The following is a 19,327-nucleotide window of genomic DNA, read 5'->3' as shown; positions in this document are numbered from 1 at the left end:
CGCGGTGGATCGACCAGCCGGTCGACGCACCGCTGCACGAGACCTACGCGGTGACGGCGGCGCTAAACCCCGCCTCCGCGAACCCCAGCGACCAGCTCAGCTTCGCAACGTTGCCCGCTGCGATCCACGAGGCGCAGGCGCTCATCCGTCTAACGCGCGTCTTCCAGCCGCCAGAGGTCGAGCCGATACGCTTCGTGCCGATCGCTGCGAACGACCGTGACGCAGGGCCCGAGCGCAGCGTGCAGTTCGGCAACGGCATCGTCCCCGCTTTTGGGATAGTCGGTCTCGCCGATCCAGTGGACCAGCATCACATACCCGCCTGACGCCGCCGCCGAGCGGACGTATGCGGCCAACCGGACGATGTCGGCGCTGTCCCAGTAGTAGACTACCTCCGACAGCAGGATCAGGTCGAACGTCCCTGCGGGAGCGTCTTCGGGAAGCCGGCGCTGCTCGATGCGAACATGGGGTTGGTCCGCGCACCGTTGGCGCGCCGCTGCGACCGCGGTTTCGGAGACGTCGAGCGCGAGCAATGCATCGCATCGACCCCCGAGCCGTGCGGTCAGGACACCGTTCGCGCAGCCGACTTCCAGCGCACTCTCGAACCGCTCCTTCGGCAACGCGGCCAGTGTCTCGTCATACTTCGCCGCCTCGTACGGACTGGTCTCGAACTCCCAGGGGTCGCCCTTGTCCTTGTAGAGCGCCTCGAAATATTCGGGTGCGATCGAGTGTTCACGGCGCATGGGGAGTCTCCAACAACAACGTGTTCGGTCGGTCCATCAGACGCATCATCGCGTCGGGCAGCCGGAAGTTCTCGCGCGCGCCGACGATTCGCCCGCCGCGCTGGCTGCGATGGCACGCCATCGCGCGACGCTGTCTGGGCCGTCCGAATGCGGTGACGATCGAGACTATGCGCGCACCGCGCAGGCGCTCGGTCAGGTCGGGGACAGTCCAGCCCCAGACGAGATACTGGAAGAGACAGCAATGCGAGCGCCGTGCCACTGCCTCGGCTAAGGCGGCTGCGGCTTCGTGGTCGCAATGCGGTTCTCCGGACCATGTCACGGCGATCTGGCGGACGCCGCGGGCTTTGCACCATGCGGCTAGTCGGTCGACACTTCGCCCGAACAGCGGATCGCCCTTCGAAGCGGGCGACGCGTCGGGCCAATCGAGATAAAGCGCGTCCTGCTCGCCGCCCAGCGCCTTCAACGCCGCTCGAGCCTCGCCGCGCCGTAGCCCCGCGATCCGCTTGCCGCTCCAGCCCGGCGCATCGGGATGCGATCCTGCGCCATCGGTCAGGAACGCGGTATGCACCCGGCCGCCGGCCGCCGTTACCGAAGCAATGAACGCGCCGCAGCCGAGCGTCTCGTCATCGGGATGCGGCGCCAGCACGAGCCAGGGGCCCTGCCCCGCCGCCGTCCTGGCCGACATCCGCCGTGCACGCCGCGTAAGGTTGCTCCAGGCCTTGCCGCCCGGTGCTACCACCACCGATCGTCGCCCCAGCAATCATCCTCCAGCCACGCCGCCGCCGCCCTATCACGCGCCTGATCCGGGACCGGCTGGCGCAGGTAGAGCCCGAGATCGCGCGTGATCCGGTCGATCCGGCTGGCCGCGAAGAACGACGCGGTGCCGACCGAGCGCGCCGCCGCTTCCATCGTCTTCAAGCCCGCTTCCTCGACCACGCCGCGTGTCATCAACACCAGCGGGATGGCGTCGCTCGCCTGCGCCTCCGCCAGATGCGCCGCCTGGCGCACCCACAAGCCTGCGCTCCGCGTCTCGGTCAGGCAGGCGGCAAACCGCGCGCGCTGGATCGGGCCCGCCCCCTTTCCGGTCGTGACGAGGTGATCGCGCAGATGCCGGACGAGCGCCTCGACCGCGCCGAGCTGGACCGCCGTGAACCGCCACGCGCCCGCGCTGAAGCGTGGCTCACGTTCATAGTCGTTCGGCGCACCGATCACGCCCTCGCGGCCGATCTCCATACCTGTGAAGTCGAACCGCCCGCTGCACGTGCCGCGCATCCCGCGCACCTGCCAACCGGAATTGTCGGTCCGCGCGGTCTCGCCCGCGATCGGGACCAGCACGAGTTGCTTGTCGCCGTTCGCATCGCGCGCCGTCACCAGGATGCGATCGAGATGCCCGGCCCCGGTCGCAAAGCTCTTCGCACCGTCAAGCGTCCAGCGACCGTCGCCAGCAGCGTGGATCGCGAGTCCCGGCGCCGGTTCGGTATTCCAGACTCCGAAGACCTTGCCCGCCGCGAGATCCGCATCGAGCGCCTTGCGCTGCGCGTCGTTGCCGTAGGTCGCGACGAGCTGGACGGCATTCACATGCCCTTCGAACACGCGCCCAAGGCTGAGATCGGCGCCCCCGATCGCGCGCAGAACGTCGAGCAGCGCGTCGGTCTGCACGCCCGTGCCAAGCGTCTTGAACGCGGCCAGCGCGCCCGCGCCGTGGAGGTCGGCTATCCGCTCCGCCGGGAATGTCTCGTGCGAATTGTCCTGATCCCATGCCGCGGCGAGGTGCCGGACGGTCTCCAGGACGGTCCAGCCGGTTGGATATGTGGTCAGTGGCCGACTCCCCGTGAAACCCATGGCGGTACGCCAGCTTCGTCACACAGAACGCGGGACAGGCGCCAGCGTTGCGTATCGCCATCATGGAGCGCGGAACTAATTTACGCGTCCGACACCGCAGCCGAACCTTTGGTTAATGCTTGGCCGGCATACTCCCATCCAACGGAAAGGATCGGACTCGATGGCACGCAAACAGGATGTCTTCACGCTGCTCGGCAAGCGTATGCAGATCGACCAGCCGTCGCTTCGCGGGCGTCGTTGCGATAGCGACATGCCGCCGATCGCGGACCTGATCCGGCGGATCGACCGTGCGCTGCTGGAGCGCCGCGCGGCCTGACCATTAGTCGTCCGCGCCGGCTGCCCCGATCGCGGAGGCATACATCTGTGCCGCCCGCTGTTCCCGCGGATCCTTGAACGCCCGCATAGGGTCGGGCGCATCGCCGGTCGCGCGCAACACGGCCCAAAGCGCGAACCGCCGCCCAGCATCCCGCTCGGTGCCGAACGCGATCGACACGCGCTCGCGACCGGCCTCCAGAGCCCCCGAGCTCAGCGTATCGATGTCGGTCGTGCCGAAGAAGTGGTGCGAAATAGCGTCTAGGTCCATCGCCGCCCCATGCCGGTATGGGGACGCAAACGCAAACTGACCCCGACGTAGCGCCGCCCCAAACCATATGGTTGCGATCCGACGAACCACCGCTTAGATGCGCGTCGAGCAAGCATCCGGACGGGTGGCCGAGTGGTTTAAGGCAACGGTCTTGAAAACCGTCGTAGGGGTAACTCTACCGTGGGTTCGAATCCCACCCCGTCCGCCATTCCATACAACCCGAACGCACTCGGAGATCAGTTCGCCTTCCCCGGCGGAATAATCGGCATGGGGAGCGGGGCGACCGGAACACCTTCGTCGACCAGCGCCTTCGCCTCTGCGAGGCTGGCCTGACCGTGGATGGTCGCCTGTTTCTCGTCCCCGAGATGCATCGCGCGGGCGCGGTCGGCGAACGCGGTGCCAACCCATTCCGAGGATTCCAGCGCCTTGGCCTGCCGGGTGGCTAGCATCTTCATTGCCGCCTTGACCGCTTCCGGGGTCGGCGGCGCCGGCTTGCTATTGCCCTTGGCCGGGATCGCAGGCGCCATCACCGCCTTGGAGATCGTGTCGTCATCGCAGACCGGACAGCGGACATGGCCCGCCGCGCGCTGACTTTCATAGGCTGTGCTCGATCCAAACCACGCCTCGAACACATGGCCACTACCGCACTTCAGGTCGAAGACGATCACTCCACGATCGAGACGGGCGGAATTGTCCGGCGGTGCGCGAGGACCGGAATACGCGACCGCACCTGCTCGATCCGAGCGAGATCGATCTGCGCGAACGCCAGCCCTGCGCCTTCATCCATGTCGAGCAGCACATCGCCCCATGGATCGATCACAAGCGAATGGCCGTGGGTTTCGCGTCCGTCCTCGTGAACGCCGGTCTGCGCCGCTGCAACGACGAACGCGCCTGCTTCGATCGCCCGCCCGCGCAGAAGGATTTCCCAATGCGCTGAGCCAGTCGGTCGCGTGAACGCGGCTGGGACCGACAGGATAGTGGCGCCCGCATCGCTCAACGCGCGATAGAGGTCGGCAAACCGGAGATCGTAGCAGATCGACGTACCGAGCTTGCCCGCGGGCGTATCGACGACCGTCGCCGTCTCGCCCGCGACATAGGCTGACGATTCCCGCCAGCTTTCACCGGACGGGAGGTCGACGTCGAACAGATGAAGCTTGTCGTAGCGCGCGCGGATCGCGCCGCTCGGGTCGATCACGAACCCACGGTTGGCGAATTTGCCGTCCACGCGTCGTACCGCAAGCGATCCAAGGTGGACCCAAATGCCGGCCGATGCCGCACCGTCACGGACGGCCGCCAGCACCGGGTCATTATCCTCGGCGACGATCGAGTTGGCAGCGCGAGCCCGATCGCGATCGATCAGACCCGACATTTCGGGCGTGAACAGCATTTCCGCGCCCGCCGCTGCGGCGTCCCTGATCGCGTCGACCAGAGTCGCGGCGTTGACGGCGGGATCGATCCCGCTCGTCATCTGGAGGACGCCGATCTTCGCCATCAGGCGAGCAGTGCGTCGAGGCCGCCCTTTGCGTCGAGTGCCGCCAGATCGTCCGACCCGCCGATGTGCTTTCCGTCGATGAAGACCTGCGGCATCGTCATGCGACCACCCGACCGCTCGACCATCTCGGCCTTTTTCGGGCCCCCCATCGTGACGTCGAACTGTTCGGGCTCGACCCCCTTCGATGCGAGGAGCTTCAGCGCGCGCGTGCAATACGGACAGAACGCCTTGGTGTAGATTTCGACTTTAGCCATGCAGCGGGAAATGTGGTCTCGGTTTGCCGTTGTCAATCGTCCGACGCCGGCAAGACCCGCGCCCAGCATAGGATCACGACCGATCGCGCGCCCGCCTTGAGCAGCACGCGCGTGCACGCGTCGGCGGTCGCGCCACTGGTGTAGACGTCGTCCACCAACGCGATCGCCTTGCCCCGCACGCGGTCGCGCGACGGGACCGCGAACGCGCCCGACACCGCCTTTGCTCGCTGTCGTCCGCCGAGCCCGCGCAACAGGATCGTCCGCCGGGGCCGCGTCAGAACGGTGCGATCGTGCCCTACTCCCGACAGCTTCGCGATGGCGTCGGCGATCAGCGCCGCCTGGTTGAAGCCGCGCGACCATATTCGCCAGCGGTGCAGCGGCACCGGCACCAGCAAGTCGACCTCGTCCGGCAACAAGCGCCGCATCTGTCGCGCCATCGTCTCCGCAAAGGCGATACGCCCCCCATACTTCAGGCGCAGCGCCAGCGTCCGCGCGATCGGACCGTACGCGACGGCAGCGCGGACGCCGGCATGGCGCGGCGGATCGGCGAGGCATGCCGCACATCGTGCGTCGTCACCGCGGTCGAATGCGAAAGGTTGGTTGCAGCCGGCGCACCAGGGCGGCCCCAGGAACCGCAATCCCGTCCAGCAAATCGCGCAAAACCGGTGATCCTCGGCAACCGGCGTGCCGCAACCGGCGCACCGCGGCGGCAAGGCGATCCCGGCGATGAAGCGGAACGGGGCGAGTATCTTCATCCAGCCCCCCATGAGTGCCAGCCCTTGTCGGAGGCGACCGACCACGGCACAAGCGAAGACGTGTCCGATATCGTTTCAGAAAACTCCGCCCCCGAGATCTTCGACCGCGCCGCGCGCCGTGTCCGCCGGGACCGCGCCGCGCCGGGCTATGCCGAGCATGACTTTCTGCGCGCGACTATGCTCGACGGGATCGGCGAACGGCTGGATGCGGTGACGCGAGACTTTACCGACATCCTCGATCTCGGCTGCTTCGACGGCGCCTTCACCCCGCCGCCGGGTGCCCGCGTGGCACGCTGCGATGCGGGGTTCGCGTTTGCTGCCACGCCAGGCGGCGTGCAGGCTGACGAGGATAGCCTTCCGTTCGCCGATGCGTCGTTCGATCTCGTGGTAAGCGCCGGCGTGCTCGATCAGGTCAACGACCTGCCCGGCGCGCTGGCCTTGATCCGCCGCGTGCTGCGTCCTGATGGCCTGTTTCTCGGTGCGTTCGTCGGCGCCGGGAGCCTGCCCGCCCTGCGCAGCGCACTGAGGTCCGCGGAAAGCGAGCGGCCCGCCGCGCGTCTCCACCCGCAGATCGACGTGCGATCCGCCGGCGACCTGCTGATGCGCGCAGGGTTCGCCTTGCCCGTCGCCGATGTGGAGACGCTCAACGTCGGGTACCGCGATCTCGGCCGGCTGTTCGGTGATCTGCGCGGAATGGCGGCGGGTAACATCCTGGCCCAGCGCCAGCCTCTCGTGTCGGCGACGGTGGGACGGACCGCCGCTGCCTTCGCTAGCGCATCCGACGATCGTGGCCGGACCCACGAGACATTCCAGATCGTGTTCCTGACCGGCTGGTCGCCAGACCCGTCTCAGCCCAAGCCAGCGAAACGCGGCAGCGCGACTGCATCGCTCGGCGCGGCGCTCGGGCGCCACGGTCAAAGCGACGCCTAGACGATCAGGCCGTCGCCGTCCGCGCCCCGTGCCAGGATCATACCCATCGCGTCGAACAGTGAATCCATCGCGACCGGCTTGAAAATAACGTCGTCTGCACCCGCCGTCAGACAGCGCTCCCGCAGATCTGGCGCGATATCAGCGGTCACGACGATGATCGGCACCTTGGCTTTGGCGTCGCCCCGGGCACGGATATGCTGGATCGCCGTGATGCCATCCATGCCCGGCATCCGCAGATCGACAAGGATCATCGCGAACTCATGTTCATCGAGGATCTCGAGACCGCGTTCCGCGCTTTCCGCCTCGACCATCGATACGCCGGCAACGTCGAGCATATCCTTGACGACGCGGCGGTTCATCCGGTCGTCCTCGATGAACAAAACGTTCACCGCACCCCCCGCTTAACATAGATCAAAGGAGGATATATCGTGGCCATATGGCCGCCTCTACGCCTCATGCAGCATGCGATACAAGGTCCGGATTCACGCCATTGGTCGATACCGATCCATCGAACATTCTCGCAATCAGCGTGCCTCCGCTCACCGGCTTCGCGACGACCCGCGTGATCCCCGTACCCAGCAGTTCCTTACGCTCTTCCTCTGCGGCAACTGGCCAGAGCAACGTCGTTTCGGCACGCGAAATATACGCCGCCTCGGCAATCCGCGACAGCCCGCCCAGCGCGTCGTCGCTGGCGCGCACCGACGCATCGTCGATCAACACGCGTGCGATGTCGCCATCGGCAAGACGCGTGACCGCTTCGTCGACCGACGCCGCGAAGGCGATCGGGCCGCCGTGCGGTGCAAGCAAGGTCTTGAACATGCTGCGCGTGATCGGGTTGCGATCGACGATGAGCGTACCCGGTCGCGTATCCGTTTCGACGATATCGACCACCTTCGAGTCCGCACGGACCAACGGCAGGACGAGCGTGAAGGTCGCCCCCTGCCCCACGATGCTGCTGACGGACACGTCACCGCCCATGGCACGCGCCAGATTGCGACAGATCGACAGTCCCAAACCAGTACCACCGAATTGCCGTGTCGTCCCGGCATCGGCTTGGCGGAACGATTCGAAGATTTCCTCGATCTTGTCGGCGGGAATACCGATGCCGGAATCGGTGACGCCAACGCGCAACCGGTCGTCGTCGCCGACTTGGATGCTCAGTGCGACATGGCCCGTCTTGGTGAACTTCAGCGCGTTCGACAGGAGATTGAAGACGATCTGCCGAACCCGTGCGGCGTCGCCCATGATCATCGCAGGGCAACCGCCGACATCGACGGTGAAGGAGAGGCCTTTTGCGCGCGCCTGCTCTTCCCACATCCGCGCCGCGTCCTTCACTGTCGCGCAGACGTCGAACGCAGCAGCCTCGATCGTAAGGTTGCCGGTTTCCATCTTGGCGATGTCCAGGATGTCATTGACGAGCGCACGCATCGTGATCCCGGCGCCATGCACCACCCCAAGCCGATCGCGCAAGTCCGCCGGCAGCGTCGGGTCCGCCAGCATCACCTGAGTCATGCCCAGGATACCGTTAAGCGGCGTCCGGATTTCATGACTGGTCGTCGCAAGGAACTCGGTCTTCGCGGCCAGTGCCTTGCTCAACGCGCTGTTCGTCACCGCGAGATCGTCGTTCGCGGCGCGGACCTGATCCCGGCTGCGGCGGATCGTAACCAACCCGATCGCCAACAGCGCGATAACGACCGCGACCGCCGCGCCCGTCGCGATGAAAATATTTCGCTGCGTGCGCGCCTGTGTGCGCTCGAACGCAATGCTGCGCTGCAATTCGCTGGCCTTGAGTTGGCTGATCCGCAACTCCTGATTGGCGAAATCGAATCGCGCCGCCATCAGCGCGGTCTTCGTGTCGGTGGCGAGCTTGGTGCCTGCGTCGTCGAGGCGCTTGAGGGCTTGGAGATGGACGAGCGCTGCTGGTGAGTCGCCTGCCGCCGTAAAGATATCATAGGCCGTCAGGTGAGCATCGCGGTACGCCGTGTCCGTTGTCGTCGGATTGATCCCCGCGAATGCGCTTTCGATCAGCCGTTGCGCGCGCGGTACGTCACCGTGCTGCAGCGCAGATTGTGCGGCGGTTGCGGTAAGACGTCCAGCAAGTCTGGTATCGGCAGGGTCGGCAATCGCCCGTCCACTCGCAATGGCACGGTCCGCTATCGTCAAATTTCCGAGTGCGAGCTGCACACGCGCGATATTCATGTGGATAAGTTCTAGCAGGTTCTTGCTATTCAATTGCGTTGCTAAATCGAGCGATTTCTTGAATTGAACAGCCGCCTTCTTGTACTGCTTATCCTGAGCAAGCACCAAAGCCCTGTTATTGTAAATCGATACGGCGATATTTGCATCAGCGTGATAGATTTCCAGAGCTTGCTGATAATATCTATCCGCCGTGTCCGGATCTTTAGCCTCGGTATACAGCATTGCAATGAAGACCAAGGTACGGGATTGTCCACGCGCATCCCCGAGCCTGCGATAAATCGCAAACGCCCGTTGGTAATCGATCAAGGCGCTGCCGGCGCGGCCTTGCGAACTGTCGAGCCAGCCCATCGAAATCAACAAGTCGGCGTGCAGCTTTGATTGTGGTTGAAACGTCTTTACCGCGGCAAGCGCACTTCGGATCGGTGCGTCGGCCTTGTCGGTATCGTTCGTCCGGAGATACGATTCCCCCTGGAGCCATTGCGCCTTCGCGATCGCGATACCACGGGCCTTCTGGTCGGTGATCGTCGCAGCAAGGTGTTCGGCAGCCACCGCTTTTGGCAATGCCTTGGCAGGATCGATCAACATCGTAGCATTCACGTCGGCGACGGTAGCTTCGTACCTGACGGCAACGGTATCGCCATCCTGACCCGCGGTGGATTGCCCGGATACCGCCGGTCCGATCACCGCGAAAACTACGGCAGCAACAGCTACGATCCAGCGTTGCGCCATTGCGGTCAGGCACGCTTCCAGACGGTCGCGAGCCGATTGAACGGCGCGCGCATGTCCGCCGCAATAGCCTGATACTTTCCATCATCGAGAAAGTGGATCAGCGCATCAAGATTGATCGGTCGGCTGATGAGGAAGCCCTGGATCATGTCGCAGCCCATCACCGACAACAATGCCATCGCCGCCTGGCTCTCTACACCCTCAGCGACGACTTCCATCTCGAGCGCGTGCGCGAGATCGATCGTCGACCGGACGATCAATGGGTCGCGATTCGAGCTGGCGAGTTGCGTGACGAACAGCTTGTCGATCTTCAGTTCGCGTGCCGGCAGCTGCTTCAGATACGCCAGCGACGACAGGCCTGCCCCATAGTCGTCGATCGCGATGATGATCCCGATATCCGCAAAGATCTTGAGATTGGCGATCGCACTTTCCGGATCGCGGATCACCGACGTTTCGGTGATCTCGAACCCGAGTTGTGCGCCACTTGTCTGAACCAGCGCACAGGCGCGGCGAACGAACCGCTTGTCCGCGAGCAACGCCCCCGCAATATTGATGAAGATGCGCAGGTCGTGACCACTGGCGGCGAGCGCCTTCTGGTCCGCGATTGAACGACGGATCGTCCACAGCGTCAGCGCGACGATATCCCGAGATTCCTCGGCCAAGGGTATAAAGTCGTTAGGCAATACGAGCCCGCGTGTCGGGTGGTTCCAGCGGACCAGTGCCTCGACACTCGTGACTTCCTGACGACGTAAGTGAACCTTAGGCTGATATTGAAGGAACAACTCCTCCTTTTCGATCGCACGCGTCAGATCCAGCGACAGCTCCGCACGATCCATCGCCGCTGGGGTGCCGGTCACATCGCGCGCGATTGCGATGCGTTCGTCGCGGGCTTCTCGCAACGCGTGTTCGGCCTCCTCGATCAGCAGCACTTCGTCGCGGTGCGCAGACGCGGCGGCGGCGCCTAGCTGAACGTGAATGACATAGGATTCGCCGTCGATGTCGAACGGTTCTTCGAACGCGACCTCCAGTGCGGCGATCGCGACGTCCAAGGCCAGCCGTGCCTCGCTCTCGAAGACGATTTCCGCCGTGTCGCGTCCCGCGACCATAATCCGCGCGTCCGGCAATGTATCAGCGATTCGCGCCGCCACGTCGACGATCAAGGTGTCCGCTCTTGAGCGTCCCAAGTGACGGCGCAACACGGAAAAATTCGAGATCTCGGCAAGCACGAGGAACCGCCACGAAGCTTGCGATGCCTTGAAAATGGCGTTGCGCGTACGCTCGACCGACGAGTCGACGTCCAGCAGACGCATGGCCGCAAAGTGCGGGCTGCCTTCGAACTGACCGTGCGGAATGTCCCTCATTCCTGACCCAATAGCCCGGACGCATAAACATACCCTTAAGCACGTAGCATGCACGAGCCCGACAAAGATGGTTAACAAATTACAAATGTTATTGTTTAACGTCTCGTTAACCTATAATCCCGTGAAGCACCTCATGGTGCCAATTAGGGAGAAAAACATGCTGAAGTTTCTTATCTCGCTGGTTTACGGCGAGAACATTCGCCCCTGGTGAATGCCGAATCGGCTCGAACACTGACGCGTTGAATAAGAACGCGTTTCGGTGTTCGAGCCGACACTTTAAGGTAGCAGTGCTTTAGCAACGCGACACCGCTGCCGTGGCTCGTCGATCGACACTCAGTCGCTGCGAGATCCCCGAGCGTCACGACCTGACGAACCTAGGCTTACGGATACGGTCGATGCCGTTTGGCACTACGCTGATCGCGGATGCCGGCCTGCAAGATTTCCATCAGGCGGTAACGTCCTCCCGCCGTGCCGGAGCCCGCACCGGGTTCGAGAACCGCATCGCATCATCGATCGAGCCGAACTTGAGCGCAAGCACGTCCAGGGCGTAATTCTGGTTCAGCTTCCACGGCTTGCGCTCTCCCTGCGTCGGTAAAGCCGCAGCGGCGCGCTGCACGTACCCCGATGTGAAATCGAGGAACGACTCGCTCTTCATCGTCGGATCATTGTTGAACGGCATCGCCTGACGCAGGCCGCGCTTCTTCATCGTATTCAACAGCCGGCACATGTAGATCGCCGTCAGGTCCGCCTTCAGCGTCCACGACGCGTTGGTGTAGCCGAAGGTCGAGGACAGGTTCGGCACGCCGTCGAACATCATGCCCTTGTACTGGAGTCGCCCGGCGAGTTCGATCGGCTTGCCGTCGAGGCTGAACGCGACCCCGCTCATCAGTTGCAGTTCGAGGCCCGTCGCGGTGACGATCACGTCGGCAGGCAGGTCCTTCCCCGAATCAAGATGGATGCCGTCAGGCGTGATCCGCGCGATCGTGTCGGTGACGATCGAGGCTGTGCCGGCATTGATCGCGGTGAACAAGTCGCCGTCGGGAACCAGGCAGACACGCTGGTCCCACGGGTTGTAGCGCGGGGTGAAGTGTGTCGCGACGTCGTAGTCCGGGCCGAGATGATCGCGGACCATGCCGATCATCCGCTCCTTCACGACAGCCGGCTTCTTACGTGCCATCCGATAGAAGAACATACCCATCAGCACGTTCTTCCACCGCGTGATGCCGTAGGCGGCCTTGGCCGGCAGCTTGCCACGCAGCCAGTTCGCCACGCCGTCCTCGCCGGGCCGCGCGACGATATAGGTCGGCGAGCGCTGGAGCATCGTCACGTGCGCCGCGGTCTTCGCCATCGTCGGCACAAGCGTCACCGCCGTCGCGCCGCTGCCAATCACGACGACTCGCTTGCCGCTATAGTCGAGATCCTCGGGCCAGAATTGCGGGTGGACGATCTGCCCGGCAAAGCTGTCCGCGCCCTCGAACTCGGGCGAATAGGCCTTGGCGTAATTATAATAGCCCGCACACATCGAGAGGAAGTTGCAGGTCATCGTGACCGGGCCATCGGGGCCGGTAGCCTCGACCGTCCAGCGCGCGTCCTCGGTCGACCATGCGGCGGACTTGACGTGGTGGCCGTAGCGGATCTTTCGGTCGATTCCGTACGCGTTCGCGGTTTCCTCGACATAAGCGCGGATCGAGGGGCCGTCGGCGATCGACTTAGCCGCGGTCCACGGGTGGAAGACGAATCCCAGCGTGTGCATGTCCGAGTCGGAGCGGATGCCGGGATAGCGGAACAGGTCCCACGTCCCGCCCATCGACTGCCGGCCCTCGAGGATCATGTAGCTGCGGTCGGGGCAGCGCGTCTGGAGGTGGTAGCCGGTGCCGATCCCGGAAATGCCGGCGCCCACCACGATCACGTCGACATGTTCGGTCATGCTGCATCCTCGCGCCCCGGCGTTACGCCGTAGGTTTCATAACCGAACCTATCCTGTTGTGATCTTTACTCAATAGTCCTTCGTATATTTCACGCTCGCGCTCTGCCCGCCGCTCGATCCCGCGGCCGACAACAGGCTGAGCGCTTTGGTCAGCGCGATCTCGAGTTGCGTCGAGGTGAAGCCCTTCGCGTCGGTCACGATCTCAACATAGATGTTCTTCGTGATGTACTTGCCGGCTGCGAGGCTGGTGCCACGCCCGGTCGCCTGATCGGCGCCGAGCACGCGCAGCCGATCGAACCCGGTCGCCGAGCGGAGCTTGCCGAGCGGATTCAGACCGCCGCCGCCCGATCCGCGCAGCGAGTTCAGTGCGGACGCCAGCTGGATCGCCTCGGTCGCCGACAGATTGGCCGGGCTCGACCCGAACAACAGGCGGCTGAGCACTTCGTCCTGCGGCAGTACCGGGGTCGACGTGAACGCGATCTGAGGCTTCTGGCCGGTCCCGGTGACGTTGATGACGACCGTGATGTCGCTGGTCGTGGTGGTCGCCTGGATGTTGATATCCGGATCGGTCAGCGCGCCGCCACGGAAGCGGATCTGGCCCTTGTTGACCTCGAACCGCTTGCCCGAGAACGAATAGGTGCCGCGGACGATGTCGAGCCCACCCGTCACGATCGGCGCGGCCGACGTACCGCCGATGTGCATGTCCATCTCCCATTCGGACTCGAGGCCCATGCCCGAGACGAACAGCTGGTTCGGCGCCCGGACACGGAGATCCAGCTTGAACTTTCCTACCTCGGGCACCTGCGAGCGATCGGTCGAAAGCGGCGTGCGAATGTCGCTCTTGCGGCGGACGCCGGTCAGTTCGGGCACCTCGGCCTGGCCCTGGCGGATGATCTGGTAGCGTGCCTCGGGGATCTGGAGATCGCCCTGGATCAGGCCGCCATCGCGTCCATTAGTCAGGTGGACTGTACCCGTCGTGGTCGCGCTGATCGCGTCGCTCTTGGCAAGCTGCGCATTGTTCAGCGTCGCGCGCAGATCGATTGGGAAGCCACTGTCCGCCGCGAACCCTATCGTGCCCTGCGCCTGTACGGTACCGTCGCCAGCCTTCGCAGTCAGCTGCGTCAGTTGCAAATCGGTGTTCGAGAACCGCCCGGCAATCCGCATCTGCGACAGGCGCGTACCATAGGTCTCATTGTCGTAGGTCAGGTTGTCGGCGCGGACGACGCCGTTCAGCTGCGGCGCCTGAAGACGCCCGGAGAAGTCCGCGGCGACTGCGATCGGCCCCGACAATTGCTGGTTCGGGATCGCAGCGAAGCTGAACAGCACTGCCGATGGGCCGTTGTACCGAATCCCGCCCGACAGTGGCGCGGCCATCAAGCGCGTGCTCCACGAACCGTTGCCCGCCGGCAGCGGCCGCAGATTGGCGACCATGCGGCCGATCACCGATGTCCCGCGACGGACCAGCGCACGACCTGTCGCGCCCTCGCCGCCAAGCGTCCCGGCGAACACGATGTCGACGGGGTCGGAGACGGCGGCGAGACCCGAGCGCGTGAAGTTGGTGACGGTCACACGTGCGTCGGCGGTCGGCAGAGCGGCCGAGTTCGCCTGCGAGAAGTCGAGGCTACCGGTCGCCTTGCCACCGATCCCAAGGTTCGGGACCAGCGCGGAGAGCGTCGACAGGTCGAGGCGATCCAGCCGGACCTGCGCGTTCGTGCCGCGGCCATAGCTGCCCGCCAGGCGCGCCGAGCCGCCGCCTGCGCCACCGAAGTCGATCCGGGTCGGCGACAGGCGATATTCGCCCTTCACCGCTTGGATGCGTGCCGGGTTGACGGTGCGGAAGTCGATGCCGTTTGCCTGGCCCTGTGCGGCGACGAGGTAATTGTTGGGGCTGAGCTTGGCGTTGACCGCGAGGCGGAACGGCACGCCGTTCGACCCGGTCAGCAGCGCCTGCGCGGTACCCTTGCCGCCGACATAGTTCACCCTTGCGCGTGCCGCCGAGAGGACGATCGCGCCGTAACGCATGTCCGCGACTTGTGCGTCGGCGACGATCTGTGGCGTCGGGGTCAGCACTGCGGTGGCGTTGACGATCGCGCGGCCGATGGTGAAGTCGACCATGCCGGGGATCTTGGCGCCGTTGGCACGTGCCGCGACATCGGCGCGCTGATAGCCGCCCTGGTTGGCGAGGCGGACATTGCCCGACAGCCCCTGCCCGGCGAACTGGAGCGCGCCCGCGAACGGGCCGGCCGCGGTCTGGACGATGCGGCCGCTGCCGACGATCCCGGCGAACACCACGCGGCGCACGTCGACCGCGAGTTGCACGCCCGGCCTGACCAGCACGTCGGCGGTGAACGGCCCGTAATTGGTGCCGCCGCTCGCGGTGACCGCATAGGCGCCGCCACGACCGACGATACGCGCGTTGAGGTTGACGAGGCCGACGCCGACACCCGGACGCGGTGCGCGAAGGACGACGACCGGAGCCGTCGCACTGCCCGTGACGCGGGCGGACAATGGGCCGTAGGCGGTCGAATATGCATCGGCGTTCACCAGCACGGCGCCGGTGGCCGGATCGAACCGACCTTCGCCGCGCGTGACGCGGAACTGTGGCGCGTTCATCCGGAGATTGCCGAAGGTGACGATGCCTTCGGGGCTGTAGCCGATGTCCGAGCGGACGATCGCGTTGCCGCCGAGGAAGCTGCGCGCGCCTTCGTTGAAGATCTGCGAGGTCTGCGCGACGACGCGGCCGGTGATCCCGAAGCCGCCCTTGGGTCCCGGCACCAGCTTGGCGCCGGTCGTCAGGTTGACGATGCCGATCCCGTCGACGCGATAATTGTTGATCCGCCCCTTCAACGCGCCGGTGTAGCGCCCGGTCGACAGGTTCGCGACGACCACCGCGGTCGCGTCGATCTTGTCCGAGCGGATCTTGAGGTTGTCGGAGAGGACGTTTACGCCGGAGATCGCGAAGTCGCCGTCGATCGCGACGTTGGTCGCGAGCCCTCCGACGGCGGCGTTGAGCCCCGTCACGCGACGCGCCCGCGCCTTGATCGGTACGAGGATACGGTCCGAGTTCACGCGTGCGAGACCCTCGGCGTAAAGGTTTTCGACGCCCATGTCGCCGAACGCGATCGTTGCCGCGCGAACCTTGTAGTCGACCGTCGGCGTCGCGAACGCGCCGTCCAGCACGACGCGTGCCGTGACGTCACGACCGCTAAGGTTCGGCAGGATCGCGCCCGGGGTCAGCAGCTTCGCGTTGACCGCGAAATTGCCGAAACGGCTGTTGGCGAGATCGATCAGACCACCCGCGTCGACCGCCAGCGCGTCCGACTTCAGCGTCATCCGCGTGTCGGCCTTGCGGTCGTTGAGCGTGGTATCGATCGCCACGTCCAACTGCGGCGACGTCAGGCGCTCGACCGGACCTTCGAGATACAGGCCGGGACGCGTCGAACCGCGCACTTCGATATGGCCGTTCTTCGCAGTCAGCCCGAGGTTGGCGAGTTGCCCGCCGCCGAGCGTTGCGACGGCGCGCCCCTGCCACGAGGCCCAGCTGCCGCGGCCATCGACGGTCGCGGTCAACGGTGCCTTGAACGACCCCATCGTCGACACGACGCCGCCGACCGGAGCGGTCAGCTTCAAATTCACGTCGAGCTTGTTCTGTTCGGGCACCGCGTCGAGCTTGAGTACGAGGCGGTCGCCGCCGGCGATGCCGGGGCCGGTCAGCGCGGTCGCGTTGGTGGTTAGCTGCGCGCGCTTGTCGGCGATGTGGACCGCACCATCGATCTTGACGATATGCGTCTGGCCGGTGACCGGCTTGGCGATCAGGAAGCGATCGATCACCAGACGGTTCACGTCGATGTCGAGATCGGGCAGCAGCGGCGCGTTGGGATCGGTCGGCGTCGCGTTGAGCACCGGACGGCGCTGCAGCGTGACAAGCGGCGTGGTCAGCGAGCGGACGTGGACATGGTTCTTGGCGAACGCGAACGGACGCCAGTCGACGGCGAGCTTCGGGCTCGTAAGGAACACGCCCTTTGGATCGGACACGCGCACGTCGCTGAGCGTCATCGCGCCGTAGATCGAGCCGTCGATCCGACCGACCTTGATGTTCAGCCCCGATGCGGTGGTGTAGCCGCCGATCTGGTCCGCAACGAGGCGCCGGCCCGGATCGGTGTTGATCCCGAACAGCACGATCAGGACGAGTGCGACGAGGCCGACGACCAGGATCGCCAGCCATTTCAGGATGCGCTGCCACAAGGGGCGACGTTCGACGATGATAGTTTCGTGCGTCGTCTCGACGTGCGGAGTGCCGTTTTCGGCCATCAGAATGCCTGCCCGATCGAGATGTAGAGGGCGATCTTGCCGTCGCCCTCGCGTGGGTTCAGCGGCGTCGCGACATCGAAACGCATCGGGCCGAAGCTGGTATAGAAGCGCCCGCCGATGCCCGCGCCGTAGCGCAGGGACGACAGGTTCGGCGTGCTGCTCTCATAGCTGTTGCCGGCATCGATGAACGGCACGATGCCGAAATCGCCGAACCGGTAGCGGGCCTCGAGTGCGAATTCGTTGAGCGAGCGCCCGCCGACCGGATCGCCGTTGGGATCGAACGGCCCGAGCCGCTGATAGCCATAGCCGCGGACCGATCCGCCGCCGCCGCCGTAATAGCGCCGCGATGGTGCAAGATCGTCGCGGGAGACGCCCTGGATCGAGCCCGCCTTGGCGCGCCCGGCGATGACGATGCTGCTGGAGACGGGATAGTAGAACGTCCCCTCGATCATCGTCCGGATGTACGGCTTGACCGAACCCTGGACCGACGTCTCGGGGCTGAGGTTCAGCGTCAGGCGATAGCCCTTGGTCGGGTTGAGCAGGCTGTCCGAACGATCGAACTTCACCTGGCCCGGCAACGCGACGATGCCGTAGGTGCGGCGGACGTTCTCGCCGCGACCGAAATCATAGACGCTTTCGTTCGTGCCGACGAGTTCGCCACCGTAATAATAGGTCAGCGGCTTCTGCCAGATCGGCGTGGAATCGTAGCTCCAGCGGACGCCGACGCTGGTCGTGAACGCGTCGTACGCGTCGTAATTCGAATGGTTCGCGCCCGCCGTCAGGCTGAACGTGCGATCGCGGCGGCCTGCGTTGGCGCGGCGGAACGTGCCCGACAGGCCCTGCTCCTGCGTACCCGCGATCACCGACGCGATCAGCGCGCCCTCGTACGGGAACAGGTTGCGGTGCTGCCATGTACCTTCCGCGCGGAAGCCCTGCCCGGTCGAGAACCCGACATTGCCGCCGAGCGAGCGCGGCTTGCCCTCGCTCTGGCGCACCAGCAGGTCGACCTGCTCGGTGCCGTCGGGGTTGATCGCGCCGGTGCGGACCGGCTCGACCGACACCGTCGAAAACAGCGACGTCGCGACCAGCGCATCGCGCAGGTCGTCGGTCATCCGGTTGTCGTAGAGTTCGCCTGCCTTGAACCGCGGAAACAGGTTCAGATGCTCGAGATTGAAGACCTGATCGCCCTCGGTGCGAAGCTGGCCGAACGACGACCGCGGGCCGGTATCCACGGGAAGCGTGTACGCGCCGGTCGGGGTCTGGTCGTCGAGCAGGATGTCGCGCTCGCCGACCTTGACGAACGGATAGCCCTGCTGCGGCAGCGTCAGGCTGACATTCGCCTCCGCGCCCTGGATCCGCGCGGCCTCGATCGGATCGCCGACCTTCAGCGGCAATTGCGTACGGACCAGATCGGGCGGGGTCGTCGCGTCAGCCTTCACGGTGATCGACGACAGCGAATAGAGCCGGCCGGGTTGCGCGCTGACGGTCGCCTTCAGCCGCGCGGGCTTGGTCTTGTCGGCGTCGGGGATCGTCTCGATCGTCGAGATCGCGGTCGCATCGTAGTAGCCGAGTGACTTCAGCAGCCGCACCGCCAGCGCCTCATCCTCGCGCGCACGCGCTGCGACCTGCGTGGCGTTCGCCGCCTTGCCCTTGCCCTCGGCGAGCGCGGACAGCGCCTTGTATTCGCCTTCGAGCCCGTCGCCAGCCTTATCGAGACCCTTGGTCGCGGTCTCGTACCGGATGTCGGGCGCATCCTTGTCCTTGATATCCGCCGCGGTCTGGAGCGGGGTCGTGTCGAAGCTCGACAGCGGCGTCAGCGGTTGCGCGAGTTGTGGGTCGCTCGGGCCGGTCGGCGGCAGGACGTCGCCGGCCAGCGTCGTGGCGGGGGTCGTCGCGGTGGCGGGAGTCGCGGGTGCCTGCGCAGACGGAGCGGGCAGCGGTGCCATCGCCTCCAACGGTGCATTCAGGTCGCCGCTCAACGGCGGCAGAGCGCTGTCGAACTCGGCGTCCGGCACGATCGGCGCGTCGGCACGCGGATCGTTCGACTGCGGTTGATCGCTGGGCTTGGGCGCATCGGGGCCCTTCGCCGGGGCAGTGCCCGGCTTCACCAACTGCGCGGAACCGACGCCCGCGAATCCCGTTGTCGACGCTACCAACGCCAGAGCGAGCCAATAATGCCGGCTGTTAGAAGCTGTCACACGATCCCC

16 protein-coding genes and 1 tRNA gene are annotated in these 19,327 nt (G+C 65.3%); 3 read left to right on the top strand and 14 right to left on the bottom strand.

The genetic code is table 11. The features are described from left to right. Nucleotides 1-149: 149 nt before the first annotated feature. Genes E5673_RS10040 through E5673_RS10030 form a run of 3 tightly spaced genes read right to left on the bottom strand, consistent with a single transcriptional unit; the run spans nucleotide 150 to nucleotide 2,582 of the window. The gene (locus tag E5673_RS10040) at nucleotides 150-740 is read right to left on the bottom strand and encodes an SAM-dependent methyltransferase (RefSeq protein WP_136189879.1); all 591 of its coding nucleotides are present in this window, start codon (nucleotides 738-740) and stop codon (nucleotides 150-152) included. After that, nucleotides 730-1,482, bottom strand: coding sequence for a PIG-L family deacetylase (locus E5673_RS10035; RefSeq protein ID WP_136189878.1), 753 nt, complete (start codon nucleotides 1,480-1,482; stop codon nucleotides 730-732). Before E5673_RS10035 ends, E5673_RS10040 begins: the two co-directional genes overlap by 11 nt. Beyond that, a complete protein-coding gene (locus E5673_RS10030) occupies nucleotides 1,473-2,582 on the bottom strand; it encodes an acyl-CoA dehydrogenase (RefSeq protein ID WP_136189877.1) in 1,110 nt (369 codons plus the stop codon). Before E5673_RS10030 ends, E5673_RS10035 begins: the two co-directional genes overlap by 10 nt. 160 nt (nucleotides 2,583-2,742) lie before the next feature. Here E5673_RS10030 and E5673_RS19660 point away from each other — a divergent pair, with 160 nt between their 5' ends. Then, complete coding sequence (locus tag E5673_RS19660; protein WP_168711596.1) at nucleotides 2,743-2,898, top strand: hypothetical protein; 156 nt, start codon at nucleotides 2,743-2,745, stop codon at nucleotides 2,896-2,898. A gap of 3 nt (nucleotides 2,899-2,901) precedes the next feature. Here the strand turns inward: E5673_RS19660 and E5673_RS10025 are convergent, their stop codons facing one another. Continuing rightward, nucleotides 2,902-3,165, bottom strand: coding sequence for a hypothetical protein (locus tag E5673_RS10025; RefSeq protein ID WP_136189876.1), 264 nt, complete (start codon nucleotides 3,163-3,165; stop codon nucleotides 2,902-2,904). Between the two features lie 118 nt (nucleotides 3,166-3,283). On the opposite strand from E5673_RS10025, the gene E5673_RS10020 reads away from it, so the two are divergent. Beyond that, nucleotides 3,284-3,373: transfer RNA gene (locus E5673_RS10020), tRNA-Ser, on the top strand. 28 nt (nucleotides 3,374-3,401) lie between these two features. On the opposite strand, the gene E5673_RS10015 is transcribed toward E5673_RS10020, so the two are convergent. From E5673_RS10015 to E5673_RS10000, 4 genes are read right to left on the bottom strand one after another with little or no spacing between them, the layout of a single operon-like run. Next, nucleotides 3,402-3,833, bottom strand: coding sequence for a DUF1178 family protein (locus E5673_RS10015; RefSeq protein WP_136189875.1), 432 nt, complete (start codon nucleotides 3,831-3,833; stop codon nucleotides 3,402-3,404). Further along, nucleotides 3,830-4,657: a carbon-nitrogen hydrolase family protein gene (locus E5673_RS10010; protein ID WP_136189874.1), complete on the bottom strand. Its 828-nt coding sequence runs from the start codon at nucleotides 4,655-4,657 to the stop codon at nucleotides 3,830-3,832. The genes E5673_RS10015 and E5673_RS10010 overlap by 4 nt, the downstream gene beginning before the upstream one ends. Beyond that, complete coding sequence (gene grxC, locus E5673_RS10005; protein WP_056063132.1) at nucleotides 4,657-4,911, bottom strand: glutaredoxin 3; 255 nt, start codon at nucleotides 4,909-4,911, stop codon at nucleotides 4,657-4,659. Before grxC ends, E5673_RS10010 begins: the two co-directional genes overlap by 1 nt. A gap of 32 nt (nucleotides 4,912-4,943) precedes the next feature. Beyond that, nucleotides 4,944-5,666: a ComF family protein gene (locus tag E5673_RS10000; protein WP_136189873.1), complete on the bottom strand. Its 723-nt coding sequence runs from the start codon at nucleotides 5,664-5,666 to the stop codon at nucleotides 4,944-4,946. 69 nt (nucleotides 5,667-5,735) lie between these two features. On the opposite strand from E5673_RS10000, the gene E5673_RS09995 reads away from it, so the two are divergent. Continuing rightward, complete coding sequence (locus tag E5673_RS09995; protein ID WP_136191439.1) at nucleotides 5,736-6,596, top strand: class I SAM-dependent methyltransferase; 861 nt, start codon at nucleotides 5,736-5,738, stop codon at nucleotides 6,594-6,596. On the opposite strand, the gene E5673_RS09990 is transcribed toward E5673_RS09995, so the two are convergent. The 6 genes from E5673_RS09990 to E5673_RS09965 form a co-directional block, all read right to left on the bottom strand. Further along, nucleotides 6,593-6,985, bottom strand: coding sequence for a response regulator (locus E5673_RS09990; protein ID WP_136189872.1), 393 nt, complete (start codon nucleotides 6,983-6,985; stop codon nucleotides 6,593-6,595). The two genes, E5673_RS09995 and E5673_RS09990, sit on opposite strands and share 4 nt — an antisense overlap. 64 nt (nucleotides 6,986-7,049) lie before the next feature. Further along, complete coding sequence (locus E5673_RS09985; RefSeq protein ID WP_136189871.1) at nucleotides 7,050-9,524, bottom strand: ATP-binding protein; 2,475 nt, start codon at nucleotides 9,522-9,524, stop codon at nucleotides 7,050-7,052. Nucleotides 9,525-9,529: 5 nt separating this feature from the next. Then, nucleotides 9,530-10,882 carry an EAL domain-containing protein gene (locus E5673_RS09980; RefSeq protein ID WP_247599651.1) on the bottom strand — a complete coding sequence of 451 codons (1,353 nt, stop codon included), beginning with the start codon at nucleotides 10,880-10,882 and terminating at the stop codon, nucleotides 9,530-9,532. Between the two features lie 445 nt (nucleotides 10,883-11,327). Further along, nucleotides 11,328-12,809, bottom strand: a complete 1,482-nt coding sequence (locus tag E5673_RS09975) for an NAD(P)/FAD-dependent oxidoreductase (RefSeq protein ID WP_136189870.1) — start codon at nucleotides 12,807-12,809, stop codon at nucleotides 11,328-11,330. A 69-nt stretch (nucleotides 12,810-12,878) separates the two neighbouring features. After that, nucleotides 12,879-17,120, bottom strand: a complete 4,242-nt coding sequence (locus E5673_RS09970; RefSeq protein WP_136189869.1) for a translocation/assembly module TamB domain-containing protein — start codon at nucleotides 17,118-17,120, stop codon at nucleotides 12,879-12,881. Then, the gene (locus tag E5673_RS09965; RefSeq protein ID WP_247599650.1) at nucleotides 17,120-19,318 is read right to left on the bottom strand and encodes a BamA/TamA family outer membrane protein; all 2,199 of its coding nucleotides are present in this window, start codon (nucleotides 19,316-19,318) and stop codon (nucleotides 17,120-17,122) included. The genes E5673_RS09970 and E5673_RS09965 overlap by 1 nt, the downstream gene beginning before the upstream one ends. Between the last annotated feature and the right edge of the window lie 9 nt (nucleotides 19,319-19,327).

The sequence above is a fragment of the Sphingomonas sp. PAMC26645 genome (assembly GCF_004795835.1).
Lineage (GTDB): Bacteria > Pseudomonadota > Alphaproteobacteria > Sphingomonadales > Sphingomonadaceae > Sphingomonas.
This window is presented reverse-complemented; position numbering and strand designations above follow the sequence as displayed.